At 67.0% G+C, this 12,834-nt stretch carries 10 protein-coding genes; 6 read left to right on the forward strand and 4 right to left on the reverse strand.

From position 1 onward, the window contains the following. Positions 1 to 35: 35 nt before the first annotated feature. Complete coding sequence (locus tag HZR81_RS17590; RefSeq protein WP_500128844.1) at positions 36 to 665, reverse strand: LysE family translocator; 630 nt, start codon at positions 663 to 665, stop codon at positions 36 to 38. A gap of 230 nt (positions 666 to 895) precedes the next feature. On the opposite strand from HZR81_RS17590, the gene HZR81_RS17595 reads away from it, so the two are divergent. After that, the gene (locus tag HZR81_RS17595; RefSeq protein ID WP_500128845.1) at positions 896 to 1,735 is read left to right on the forward strand and encodes an isocitrate lyase/PEP mutase family protein; all 840 of its coding nucleotides are present in this window, start codon (positions 896 to 898) and stop codon (positions 1,733 to 1,735) included. Positions 1,736 to 1,819: 84 nt separating this feature from the next. On the opposite strand, the gene HZR81_RS17600 is transcribed toward HZR81_RS17595, so the two are convergent. Next, entirely contained in the window at positions 1,820 to 2,977 is a 1,158-nt protein-coding gene (locus HZR81_RS17600) for a DUF3047 domain-containing protein (RefSeq protein ID WP_500128846.1), read from the reverse strand. Between the two features lie 126 nt (positions 2,978 to 3,103). On the opposite strand from HZR81_RS17600, the gene HZR81_RS17605 reads away from it, so the two are divergent. Then, positions 3,104 to 3,847: a helix-turn-helix domain-containing protein gene (locus HZR81_RS17605; protein WP_500128847.1), complete on the forward strand. Its 744-nt coding sequence runs from the start codon at positions 3,104 to 3,106 to the stop codon at positions 3,845 to 3,847. A gap of 231 nt (positions 3,848 to 4,078) precedes the next feature. Continuing rightward, positions 4,079 to 6,166: a response regulator gene (locus HZR81_RS17610; protein ID WP_500128848.1), complete on the forward strand. Its 2,088-nt coding sequence runs from the start codon at positions 4,079 to 4,081 to the stop codon at positions 6,164 to 6,166. Positions 6,167 to 6,172: 6 nt separating this feature from the next. On the opposite strand, the gene HZR81_RS17615 is transcribed toward HZR81_RS17610, so the two are convergent. Both HZR81_RS17615 and HZR81_RS17620 read right to left on the reverse strand, forming a co-directional pair. Then, positions 6,173 to 6,874 carry an SDR family NAD(P)-dependent oxidoreductase gene (locus tag HZR81_RS17615; RefSeq protein ID WP_500128849.1) on the reverse strand — a complete coding sequence of 234 codons (702 nt, stop codon included), beginning with the start codon at positions 6,872 to 6,874 and terminating at the stop codon, positions 6,173 to 6,175. Between the two features lie 16 nt (positions 6,875 to 6,890). Then, on the reverse strand, positions 6,891 to 8,198 hold the full coding sequence (locus HZR81_RS17620; protein WP_500128850.1) for an ABC1 kinase family protein: 1,308 nt from the start codon (positions 8,196 to 8,198) through the stop codon (positions 6,891 to 6,893). Positions 8,199 to 8,498: 300 nt separating this feature from the next. Here HZR81_RS17620 and HZR81_RS17625 point away from each other — a divergent pair, with 300 nt between their 5' ends. The 3 genes from HZR81_RS17625 to HZR81_RS17635 all read left to right on the forward strand — a co-directional run bounded on the left by HZR81_RS17625 (position 8,499) and on the right by HZR81_RS17635 (position 12,819). Next, positions 8,499 to 10,022, forward strand: coding sequence for an ATPase domain-containing protein (locus HZR81_RS17625; RefSeq protein WP_500128851.1), 1,524 nt, complete (start codon positions 8,499 to 8,501; stop codon positions 10,020 to 10,022). Between the two features lie 85 nt (positions 10,023 to 10,107). After that, positions 10,108 to 11,721, forward strand: a complete 1,614-nt coding sequence (locus HZR81_RS17630) for a response regulator (protein WP_500128877.1) — start codon at positions 10,108 to 10,110, stop codon at positions 11,719 to 11,721. Between the two features lie 30 nt (positions 11,722 to 11,751). Then, on the forward strand, positions 11,752 to 12,819 hold the full coding sequence (locus HZR81_RS17635; protein ID WP_500128852.1) for a zinc-binding metallopeptidase family protein: 1,068 nt from the start codon (positions 11,752 to 11,754) through the stop codon (positions 12,817 to 12,819). Positions 12,820 to 12,834: the final 15 nt, after the last annotated feature.

A 12,834-nucleotide genomic window follows, 5' to 3' on the forward strand; every position in this document is an offset into this window, starting at 1 on the left:
AAGGCGATCACTGAATATGTAATCGCTAAGCGTCGTCACTCCCCACTCGAAGCCGCCAACCGCACCCCAAACGCCACCAGCACCCCACCCGTCAATCGGTCCAGCGCCCTCGTCAGCGCAGGCCGGCGCAACAGCCTCCCGAGCGGAATCGTCGCGGCGATCAGCACGGTGAACCAGGCCAGGGACAACAGCACATGCAGGCACGCAAGGAAGAACGAATAACCCGCCACATCGGCGCCGAGCGGGACAAACTGGGGCAGGAAGGTGACGTAGAACACGCCCACCTTCGGGTTCAGCAGGTTGGTCAGCAAGCCGCGCCAGAAGGCCTGGCCGCTCGCTGCGGCGGTCGCCCCCTTCGGGTCTGAGTCGAACGAGGGGCGCGGGTTGAGCATCAACCGCGCGCCGAGCCAAATCAGGTAGGCGGCGCCGGCGAATTTGACAACCGTATAGGCCAGTTCCGAAGCCTGCAGCAGCGCACCCAGCCCGAGCGACACGGCCACACCCCAGGCCAGACAGCCCAGGCAGATGCCCGCCGCGGCCAGCACGGCCTGGCGCCGCCCTTCCAGCGTGGCGGTGCGCAGCACGATGGCCGTATCCACACCCGGCGTGACGGTCAGCAGCGAGGCGGCTGCAGCAAAGGCGAGCAACAGCGGGAGATCGATCATCGGTAGTGCTCCTGGGTTCGTAGCCTGTCGGCCGAACTCTGGACGGCCGGCGGCAGGACGGGAACTGCCGGTGTTTGCGGCGGCCTGATGTGCGTTGTATCAGGCAAGCGTGTTAACGGCCAAATCGCCAATTTCGTGCAAGTCGGCGCTCCCTGGATGGCGCCGCGGTGGCGCGTCACGCACGTGGTGGGCTATAGGATGACGACAAGCCCCCTGCTCCCGGAGCCATCATGACCCGCCCCACCGTAAGCGATAAACGCGCGGCCTTCCGCGAGATGCACCATGCAGGGTGCTTCCTGCTGCCCAACCCGTGGGACGCCGGCGGTGCTCGCCTGCTCGAGCGCCTCGGCTACCGGGCCCTGGCGACCACCAGCGCAGGCTATGCCTGGTCTCAGGGCCAGGCGGATGGGCAACTGTCACGCGACGATACCCTGGCGCACATGCGCTACATGGCGGCCATGAGCGACCTGCCGATCAACGCCGATTTCGAGAGCGGCTTCGGGGCCACGCCCGAGGCGGTCTTCGACAGTGTCAGCCTGGCGCTGGAGACCGGCGTGGCGGGCCTGTCCATCGAGGATTCGAGCGGCGATCCCGCCCAGCCGGTGCGCGACAAGGCGCAGGCTGTCGAGCGCCTGCAGGCGGCGCGCGCCGCCATCGATGCCGGCGGCGGCGACACCCTGCTGGTGGGCCGTGCGGAAAACTACTTCGTCGGCCGCCCCGACCTGGACGACACGGTCGAGCGCCTGCTCGCCTATTCGCAGGCCGGGGCCGACTGCCTGTACGCGCCGGGTCTCAAGACGCGGGAGGATATTCAGACGGTCGTCCAGGCAATCGCGCCGAAGCCGGTGAACGTACTGATCGGCTGGAACAGCGAGCTGACGGTCGAGGCGCTGGCCGAGCTTGGCGTCAGGCGCATCAGTGTCGGCGGGGCGCTGGCGCGCGCGGCCTGGGGCGGGTTCATGGATGCGGCGCGGAGGATGATCGAACAGGGCCGGTTCGATGGCTTCGGCGGCACGCCATCTGGTGCGGAACTCAACGACCTGTTGCGCGCCACGGAACCACCGCGCTGACAGGGCAAGCCGCGAACCTGGCAGAGAGGCGATATACGCCGCGACCGGCCGCCGGCACGATGCCGGTGACCGGGCGTGAAGTGCTCAGTAGAGGCGCTTTTCGATATCGACATCCCTGAGCAGGATATCGCCGAACGTCGCCTCCCCTTCGCCATGCTGGAACAGGCTGACCCCGATCAGCCAGACCCGCCGGATGCGTGCTGGCGGCTCGCCGCCGATGGCGGTGCGGTAGTGGTCCAGTATGTTCTGCTCCTCGCACAGCCACTGGCCGAGATCGGCGGTGCCCGAACGCACCACGACATGCGTCTCGCGGTCGTGCCAGCCGGGCAGCGGGCAGTGGAAGTGCGTGCCTTCGGGGAGATCCCGGCTCCAGTAGAAGGTGAGGTCGCGGCCGTTGTCGAACTCCACCGCGATGCTCAGGTAGTCGTGGGTGTGGATCTGGTCTTCGGCGACCGACGAGGGCAATCGGTCGACCTTCCACTTCCAGCTCAGCGTGGTGTGTGCGCTCAGCGGCAGGTCGGCCTCTTTCTGCAGGATGGAGACATCGTCACGGGTATGCAGGCGGATGGCCTGTGCCGGCGCCCGACCCGCCTGGGCCGGCGTGACAGCGGAGAACACCGTGGACGGCCCCAGTTCCCAGAGCTCCTGCCAGCCACCGGGCAAGGGCGCACGCGGTGAACGCAGGCGCGCCAGCTCGCGGCTGGCCCAGTGCGCGGCGTCGCGACCGGCCGCGGCCTGGCCCAGCAGCGCGGCGACATCGGTGCCGGGCCGCCAGTGGATGATGCCGACATTGCCGCCGCCGCCTTCGTCGGGGTTGAACGCGGGCGGCTCGCCACGGTAGCGGCCGCTGGCATCGAGCCAGCGGTCGCGCGGGTAGAGCTTGAGCTGCAGGGGGCCGTCCTGCTCCACCGTGAAGCCCTGAGTGTCGTGCAACGCGCGGAAGATCGGCCCCCGCTCGCCGATACGCGCCCAGGTCGCCAGCTCCGCCGAATAACGGATGCCCAGCGCCCGGGAGACCTCGACGCCGCCCTCGAGCACGAAGGTCAGCCGATCGCCGGCCTTTACCTGCAGGCCGGTGTCCAGCCAGGCCCCGACGCGCCAGGACAGGTACAGCGCGCGCAGCCCGAGCACCGCCTCGCCCGCCAGCGGCGCCGCGATGTCGGTGAGTTGGGCCTCGAATTGCGCCGGCGTCGACACAGAGCCGGTATTGGCGAGGGGCTCGAGCGGGATGGTGTTTGTCATTGTTTTTCCTCCGTGCGGGTGCGGACGCCTGAGCCGGGCTTTCGGCGCCAAAGTACGATGTCCCGATGCTAGAGCCGGCTGCTAGCGTGAGGCTTGTAAAAACGAGCTGACTTGAGGAGCCCGGGCATGCTGCCTTCGCACCTGCTGATGTGGCCGGACATGCTGCTGTACTTCGGCCCGCTGCGGCATCTGGACAGACGCGTCAACGGCGCGGCGGTGCTCATGGTCGGCCTCTATCGCCCGCTTGTGTTGCAACTGGCGGGCACCGCCCTGCCCTGCCGGGCCGTGGTGGTACCCGCCGGTGTGGCGCATGCGGTGGATGCGCAGGGCGGCGTGCTGGCCAAGCTGTTCGTCGAGCGCGACAGCGAGCTGTACGGGCGCTTCGTGCAACGCTTTGCCTGGCGCCCCGGGCAGTGTGCGCTACCGCTGCACGATCCCGTGCTGATCGATACGCTGACCGCGCTCTACGAAGAGGCACCGAGCAAGGAGCAGACGCGGCAGACCCTGCTGGCGCTGATGCCCGCCGTGGACGATGCAACCGCTGCGGGCCGCCTGACGCCGGTATTCGAGCTGTTGCGCCAGGAGGGCGACGTCAACCACGCGCTGGCGCAGGCCGCCTCGCTGGTACACCTCTCTCCCTCGCGCATGGCGCACCTGTTCCGTGCCGAAACCGGCATGAGCTACCGCGGCTTCCGCATCTGGAAGCGCCTGCTGCTCGCGGCCGAGTATATGCAGCGTACGGACTGCCTGACGCGGGCGGCCGTCGATGCGGGTTTCGCCGATGCCAGCCATTTCAGCAATTGCTACAAGCGCTATATCGGCGCCAGCCCCGCGCAGGTCTTTCGCAGCCTGCAGCGGTTCGAACGCTGACTGTCGCGGGGAGCGCCTGGACGCAGCTTGCTATCGCTGACGGCCAATGACCGATACCATGCCGCGGGCGTGACGACCCGACGGCTCGTTGGAACGCTCTCGCTTGCTTGCAGTCCGCTCAAAGACAGACGCGATAGTGCTCTGTCCGCATGCGGACAGCCGCGTTGCTTCGCTCGGCCGATCAGGAGGGATGCTGGTCGGACTACCCCTTCAGAAAGGCGCAATAACGACATGGCAGGCGGAACCGCGGAAGCAAAACGCATCCTTCTCGGCATGCGCGACAGTGCGGAACGACGCGAGCTCGCCACGCGGCTGACGGTCGAGGGCTACCACGTCGGCCACTGCACCGACCAGGCGGGCCTGGCGCAGCGGATCGACGCAACGGTAGAGGTGGTGATACTCGCCGACGAGCTGGCAGCGATGCCATTGGATGAGGTCGGCGCCGCGCTCGAGAAACTGCCAGCCGGCAGTGCCATCCCGTTCATTCTCCTGAGCCGCGACGCCGAACCCCATGCTGCGTTGAAAGCCCGCCTGCCGTCGACGATCAACGACTTCGTGGTCCTCGGCGAGCCTGTGGGGCCGGCCACCTTGCTGAGTTGCCTGACCACGTGCATGCGCCTGCGTCAGCATCAGCGCGCGCACCACGCCGAAGCCACCGAGCGAGCCGACCAGCGAACCCGCTTCGAGCGACTGATCGAGAACCTTCCGATCGGCGTCTGCTTCATCGATGCCGATGGCAATACGCTGCTCAGCAACCCCAAGTACGACGAGTACGTCCCCAATCGAAAGATTCCTTCGACGGCGCCCGAGCGGGCACGGCGCTGGGTCGGTCTGGACAGCCATGGGCAGGTGATACCGCCGAGCCAATACGTCGGTGCCCGTGCCCTGCGCGGCGAGCAGGTCAATGGCCAGGACTTCCGCTACTACCCCGAGTCAGGCGGCGAACGCTGGCTGCGCCTGAGCGGCGTGCCGCTCTACGATCACGCCGAGCAGCCGATGGGCGCGGCGCTGGTGATCATCGACGTCGACGCCGAGAGGCGCAACGAAGTGATGCTGCGTCAGTTCAATCATGCGCTGGAGCGTGAGGTCGAGTTGCGCACCCAGGCCTTGCAGAGGACGCTCGACCAGCTGACCGTCGAGGTTCAGGAACGCAGCCGTGCCGAGGAGCAGCTGCGCCACTCACAGAAGATGGATGCAGTCGGCCAGCTCACCGGCGGTATCGCCCACGACTTCAACAACATGCTGACCGGCATCATCGGCGCGCTGGACATGATCCGTGTGCGCGCGGCATCCGGACGCTACAACGACCTGCCGCGCTATCTGGACGCGGCGCATGGCTCGGCGCAGCGCGCCGCCTCGCTGACCCAGCGCCTGCTGGCCTTTTCCCGCCGCCAGCCACTGCAGACCCGGCCGACCGCAGTCAATTCTCTGATCCGCTCGCTGGCCGAGCTGCTGCAGCGCAGCCTGGGCGAGACCATCCGCTTCGAGCTGGCCCTCGAGGACGCCGCCGGGCTCGCCCTGGTCGACCCCAGCCAGATGGAAAACGCCCTGCTCAATCTGGCGCTCAACGCCCGCGATGCGATGCCGGACGGCGGCACCTTGCGCATCGAGACGCAGCGCCTGGCGTTGCAAGCGGAGCAGGCCGCCCGCCACGGCGTACCGACCGGCGAGTATCTTTGCGTGCGGGTGATCGACAGCGGCGTCGGCATCCCGGCAGCACTGGTGGACAAGGTGTTCGAACCGTTCTTCACCACCAAACCCCTCGGCGAAGGCACCGGGCTCGGCCTGTCGATGGTCTACGGCTTCGTCCGCCAGAGCGGCGGTTTCATCTCCATCGACACCTGTCAGGGCGAAGGGACTCGCATCGCGCTGCACATGCCGGCGGCATCGGCCGACGCGCAGGAGGAGCCGACTGCGGTTCCGATCCGCATGCCCGGCGCAGGTGGCGGGCGAAAGGTTCTGCTGGTCGAGGATGACAACGCGGTGCGCCCGTTGCTGCAGAGCGCACTCGAGGACTTCGGCTATCACGTGCATGTGGCGGCCGACAGTCAGCGCGCCCTGGAGCTCGCCGCAGATCTCGACTCACTCGACCTGCTGCTGACCGATGTCGGCCTGCCGGGGCTCAACGGCCGCCAGCTTGCCGAAATGCTTCAGCAGCGGCGCCCCGGCCTACCGGTGGTGCTGATCACCGGCTATGCCGAACAGGCCGCGACCCGCCTCGATTGCCTTGCTCCCGGCATGCACCTGATGACCAAACCCTTCACCCTCGAACTGCTGGCCGAAACCGTCACCCACGCGCTTGCCGCACCGGTTGGCTGAGGGCCGTTACCACGGCAACTCCGCCCCGCTGTAGGCATGGAATCCACCGCTGGCCTCCGGCCCCAGGCTGTCGATGACCCGCAGCAGATCGTGCGCGGCATCGGCCGCCGGCCGGCCGATCTCGGCGCCGCGAAACGGCTGCGACAGACGTGAGTTCACCGTGCCCGGGTGCAGCGCCAGCAGCACGGCATTCGGCTGATTGCGGCGCACTTCGATGGAAGCGGTCTTGATCAGCATGTTCAGCGCGGTCTTGGAGGCGCGGTAGCTGTACCAGCCGCCGAGCCGATTGTCGCCGATGCTGCCGACCTTGGCCGAGAGCATGGCGAACACGCCACGCTGGCGATCGAGCAGGCCGCTGAAGTGGCGCAGAAGCATGGCCGGGCCGAAGGTGTTGATCTGGAAGGTGGCGAGCAGCTGCGCCTGGTTGAGATCAGCCAGGCGCTTCTCCGGCATGAAGTCGGCACCGTGCAGCACGCCGGCGGCGTTGATGATCAGGTGAAACGGCCCCTGCCCCGCCACGCTGGCCGCGGCCTGTTCGATGCTGGCGGGATCGGTCAGGTCGAGCGCCGGCTCGGACGAGCGACTCAGGGCGATGACCGATGCGCAGTGCGGATCGCTGCGCAAGGCATCGACCAGTGCGGCGCCGATGCCACCGGATGCACCGATGATCAGCGCGCGAAACCCTTCGGGGAATGACTGCAGCGGCATGACGTTCTCCAGTGGTTCAGGGGCGAGCGGTAAAGGCTTCGCCGCGCCAGCGCTCGATATGCTCGGCGAGCAGGTCGGCGATGGGCAGGCAAGCGCCGAGCCGGTAGAGGTTCCAGTAATGGCCTTCCAGGGTGCGGTTGATCAGCAAGGTACCGGAAGCCGGTTGCAGGCTGCCCAGTGCCGACATCAGCAAGGGGAAGAGTTCGGACAGCTGCTGGTGCAGCGCCGCTTCGCGGAAGTCCCACTGCGCGCCCGGTTGTAACAACGGGTGCAGCATCAGGTGGATGCGCCGATACAGCCCGTGCGGCGGCATGCTGCCAGGCTGGCGCCCGCCGAGCATCTGGAAGCCGGCCTCCAGCGCCTCGCTGGAAGTGCCACGCAGCGCCTCGAAGATCTGCACGTAACCGGCCAGCAGGCGCGATTCCAGGCGCAGCACGCTGCCGAAATCGTAGACCACCAGTTCGCCCTGCTCGGTCCAGGCCAAATTGCCCGGGTGCGGATCGGTGTGCAGCCGCTGCAAGCCGAACGCCTGCTCGGCGAGCCACTGGCAGAGGTTTTCCGCCAGGCGCTGGCGGATCTCGACCGGTGCCTGCTCGACCTCGGCCATGGAACGGGCCGGACGATCTTCCAACACCAGCACGCCGGGGCGGCAGAGCTCGCTGGCGGCAAAGGGAATGCCGAGGCCGGGCCAGTCGCCGAAGTGCGCGCGGAAGGCTTCGAGGCTGTCGCGTTCGGCGGCGTAGTCCAGCTCTTCATCGATTGCCCGCTGCAGCTCGGTGTAGACCGCCTCCAGCCGCGCCGCTGGCGTGCCGAACAACCGCCCGAGCGGCATCAGCCGACGCAGCTGGCGCAGATCCGCTTCGCAGATCGCGTGGATGCCGGGGTACTGGATCTTCATGATCAGCGCCCTGCCCTGGCGATCGCGGGCACGATGGACCTGGCCCAGCGAGGCGGCCGCGGCGGGCGCAGGTTCGATGGTTTCGAACAGCTCGTAGAGCTGGCCGTCGTACAGCCGCTGCAGGTTGGCTTCCAGCTCCGCGAACATCAGCGAGGGCACCTGATTCTGCAGGCGCGCCAGCGCCGCGCTGATCGGCTCGGGCAGCAGATCCTGCCATTGCGAGGCCTGCTGGCCGAGCTTGAGCACCGGGCCCTTCATCTGCCCGAGTGCATCGCCCAGCAGCTCGCCCACCGGTTGCCAATCGATGCGCGCCTTGCCTGGCGTGACGCGTTGCACCAGCAGGTTGCCGGCGATCCGTGCACCAGTGCCGCCCAGTTGCAGAAAGCGGCCCAGCGCCGAAGCCGAGGGACGAGAGAATCGAGGCATGCAGGCGACCCGAAAAGCAAAAGCTGATCATGGAGCAGTGTCGGGCTCGATCCAAGGTGCAATGGTTGCAGCCTGTTGCGTCGCCGCGGGTGCCGCCGTGCAACCCGGCGCAAGGCGTGGAACGAGCCCGCAAACGGCGAGTCGGAACACTGACTGCATTCAGCGCGCGCCTCTGCGACGCCGCTTGAGTGGTATTGCCCGGCACCCGCGAGGGGCAACGGGTGTTTCTCCAGCCTCGGCCCGGAAATCTTTCCGGCGCAAGGACTTTGCACGCAGCGGAGCCTGCGTAAGGAGCACGGAATGAATGATGCCGATCGCCCGAACAGCGGCCAGAGGGAGGAAGCGCCACGCATCTCCACGGGCAGCGAAGGGCTGGACGATATCCTTGGCGGCGGGCTCGACCCCGACCGCATGTACCTATACGAAGGCAGCCCCGGCGCCGGCAAGACCACCCTTGCCCTGCAGTTTCTGCTCGAAGGCGTGCGCCAGGGTGAGCGGGTGCTGTATGTGACCCTGTCGGAAACCCAGGCCGAACTGGAGCTGATCGCCAAGCGGCACGGCTGGTCGCTGGATGGTATTGATGTGTTCGAACTGGTCACACCCGAGGCCAGCCTCGACCCGGAGCTGGAGCTGACGGTGCTGCACCCAGCCGAAATCGAGCTGGGCGAAACCACCCGCCAATTGTTCGACCGGGTCAGCCAGACCAACCCGACCCGGGTGGTCTTCGACAGTCTCTCGGAAATGCGCCTGCTCGCACAGAGCCCGTTGCGCTACCGGCGACAGGTGCTGGCGCTCAAGCACTTCTTCGTCACTCGCAATTGCACGGTGATTCTGCTCGACGACCAGACCTCGGAGAGCGGCGATCTCCAGCTGCATTCCATCTGCCATGGCGTGGTGATGCTCGAACAGCAGTCGATCGACTACGGCGCGGAACGCAGGCGCCTGCGAGTAGTAAAGATGCGCGGCATTCAGTTCCGCGGCGGCTACCACGACTTCGTGATTCGCAAGGGCGGGCTGCGCATCTTCCCGCGTCTGGTGGCGGCCGAGCATCACGCGGTTGTCTCCGGCGACCTGGTGCGTTCCGGCAACGAGACCCTCGACCGGATGCTCGGAGGTGGCCTGGAGCGCGGTACCAACGCTCTGCTGGTCGGCACCGCCGGGGTGGGCAAGTCGTCGCTGGCCCTGAGTTACGCGGTAACGGCCTGTAAGCGCGGTGAACAGACGGCGTTGTTCGTATTCGACGAGAACACCAGCACCCTGCGCGCCCGCGGCCGCGCGCTGGGATTGCCGCTGGAGCCCTGGATCGACCAGGGGCTGCTGCACCTGCAGCAGATCGACCCGGCGGAACTGTCGCCCGGCGAGTTCGCCTCGGCCGTTCGCTGCAGTGTCGAGGAAAACGGCACACGACTGATCGTGCTGGACAGCCTCAACGGCTACATGCACGCGATGCCGGACGGCAAATTCCTGATCCTGCAGATGCACGAACTGCTGAGTTACCTCGGCCAGAAGGGCGTGGTCAGCATCTTGGTGCTGGCCCAGCAGGGTGTGATCAACCCCGCCGACACGCCCGTCGATATCAGCTACCTGAGCGACGCACTGATCATGCAGCGCTATTTCGAGCACAAGGGCACCATCCGCCGCGCCCTTTCGGTGGTGAAGAAGCGCAGCGGATGGCACGAGAACACCGTGCGCGAGTATCGCCTTTGCGCCGATGGCATCCATGTCGGGCCAGCGCTGAGCGGTCTGGATGGCATTCTTTCCAGTGCACCGCAGTACACCGGTGACCCCGCCAAATTGCTTCCGGACGAGCATGACTACGCCTGACCCAAAACGCCGTTCTCTCGTGGTCGTCTACGCACCCATCGGCCGCGACGCCCCAGCTTCGGCCGAGCTGCTCAACCGCAGCGGCATGCGCGCAGCGATCTGTCACAGTGTCGAGGAAGTGCTGCAGCGTGCCGAGACCGACGCCGATGCGGTGTTCATCGCCGAGGAAGGTCTGTTCGGCCACGACCTCGAGAACCTCGCCGGCTGGGTCGACCGACAGCCAGCCTGGTCCGACTTCCCCTTCGTCGTGCTGACCAGCAAACACCAGCCTCCGGCGGTTGCCGCCTGGAGGCAGCGCATGGTGCTGGCGCTGCGAAATGTATCGCTGCTGGAGCGGCCGGTGCAGAGCATCACCCTGACCAGCGCACTGAAGGCCGCAGTGCGGGCACGTCAGCGCCAGTACGAGGTGCGGGCATTGCTGGAAGCGCAGGAATTGGCGTCCAAACAGCTCGAAGCCCTGGTGGTCGAGCGCACCCGCGAGCTGGAAAAGGCCAACCAGGAGCTGCGCACGCAGATGGCCGAGCGTGCGCGTATCGAGGAGACCCTGCGTCAGGCGCAGAAGATCGAGGCCATCGGCCAGCTCACTGGCGGTATTGCCCATGACTTCAACAACCTGCTGATGGTCATCAGCGGCGGCCTCGACATGCTCGATCGGCGCAAGGACCCGCAGCGTCGCGAGCGCCTGTTGACCGGCATGCGCCAGGCCGCCCAGCGCGGCGCGGCGCTGACCCGCCAGCTGCTGGCCTTTTCCCGCAGCCAGTCATTGGCGCCGAAGGCCGTTGATCTGGCCCTGCATATCGGCGGCATGCGCGACCTGCTCGACCGCAGCCTGAGCGGTGCGGTGCAGGTCAAGGTGCAGTTCGCGCCGGACCTCTGGCCCGTCGAGGCGGACCCGGGCGAGCTGGAACTGGTCATCATCAACCTGGCGGTGAATGCTCGGGACGCCATGCCAAACGGCGGATTGATCCTCATCGAAGCCTGCAACGCACCGGACGAGGACGTCATGGGCTTACGCAGCGACTTCGTCCGGCTGACCGTGACCGACTCGGGCACCGGCATTCCGGAGGAGGTCCGGCCGCGGGTCTTCGACCCCTTCTTCACCACCAAGGAGATCGGCAAGGGCTCGGGTCTGGGGTTGGCGCAGGTATACGGCTTCGCCCGGCAATCGGGGGGCACCGTATGGATCGAAAGCGAATGCGGGCGCGGCACCCGTGTGATCATGCTGCTGCCGCGCTCGGCAGACATGCCCGAGCAGCCCGAGGCCGACGATCACGGCGCCGATGCGCCCGACAACCGGCTCGTCGGCAGTGTGCTGCTCGTCGACGACGATGAGGAAGTCGCGGCGCTGGTCGGCGAGATGCTCGAACACCTCGGCTATCGCGTCACGCACGCCGCCAGCGCCACGGATGCGCTGAGCGCGCTGCAGAACGGTTGCACGGTGGACATCGTGTTCTCCGACATCATGATGCCCGGCGGCATGAACGGGGTTGAACTGGCTCGCGAGATCCGCACCCGCGCGCTCGGCGTTCCCGTGTTGCTGACCAGTGGCTACGCCGAGGCCGCTCAGCAGGCGGCGGCCGCCGAAGGCGTGCATGTGCTGGCCAAGCCCTATCGGCTCGAGGACCTGGCCACCGCCCTGCGCGAAGCGATTGATGGCGCAGCGCAATCCCCGCACGGTCAGCTGCGACGTTGGTCCTAAACGATTGGCAATACCGATCGCGGAGGATGCATGGAAAACCAGGAACAACTGGCGCTACTGGAAGAACTTCTGCTTGCGCGAGGGCCGGCAGGCCAGGAAGAAGAAGTCCGCCAGGTGTGCAGGCGAGAGCTGGAGCGATGCTGCGACGCCGTCTGGCAAGACGCCGCTGACAATCTCGTCGGGCGAATCAAAGCGGTCGGGGTTGCGCCCGACGAGGCGGAACGCCAGACAACCCGAATCATGGCCCATCAGGATGAGATCGCCATGGTGGTCAAACGCATAGACCCGGATGGGCGCCTGCGAGTCGCGGCGCTGGGCGGTGCGTTTCCGGTCAACTTCGGCATGTGCCCCGTGGACGTGATGGGAGACACCGGCACGGTCGCCGGTGCGCTGTCTTTCGGCACGATGCACGGGACGAGCGAATCGAGCCAGTCGATGCATGTGCTTCAGGGCGATGTGCAGTGGAACGATGTGCACGTCATCACCCGATACAGCAAGGCGGAACTCGGCGAGCTGGGCGTGCGCGCGGGCACACGGGTGGTGCTGAGCCGGCATTGGCGCAAGCCATTCCAGATACGCGACTGCATTGCCGCGCACTTCCGCGACGATCGGGCCCCTGTGGTTGCCGCCCTCGTGGCCGCCAGGCGCCTGGCGGCGCGCAGGGAGGAACTGCACGGCGACGTGCTCATCGTGCTGACGACCAACGAAGAGGAAACCAATTCCGGGGCACAGTACGCGGCGCGCACACTGCCGGGGGCGTTGTGCATCGCCCTGGAAGTGGGGCCGATCGCAGCCGAGTATGACACGCGCCTGGCGCTCGACCCCATCGTGCTTACCGGCGATGAGAAGGGCTACTACACCAAGCGCGTTTCCGACGGCTTGCTCAGGGCCGCATCACGCTGCGGTTACTGCCCGCAACCGGCGTTGATGCCCGGCTTTGCGTCGGACGCGAGCGCAGTGCTTGGCTCGGGCTCAGCTCCGCAGGCCGGTTGCCTGACGATCCCGACGGAGAACACGCACGGCTATGAGGTGATCATGCAGGACGCGATGCAGGCCTGCGCCGAAACACTGGTCGAGTATCTGGTCAGCCTGCAATAGCGCCCGCGGGCGGAC

It is taken from the genome of Pseudomonas sp. LM13, assembly GCF_041381355.1.
GTDB classification, from domain to species: Bacteria; Pseudomonadota; Gammaproteobacteria; order Pseudomonadales; family Pseudomonadaceae; genus Stutzerimonas; species Stutzerimonas frequens.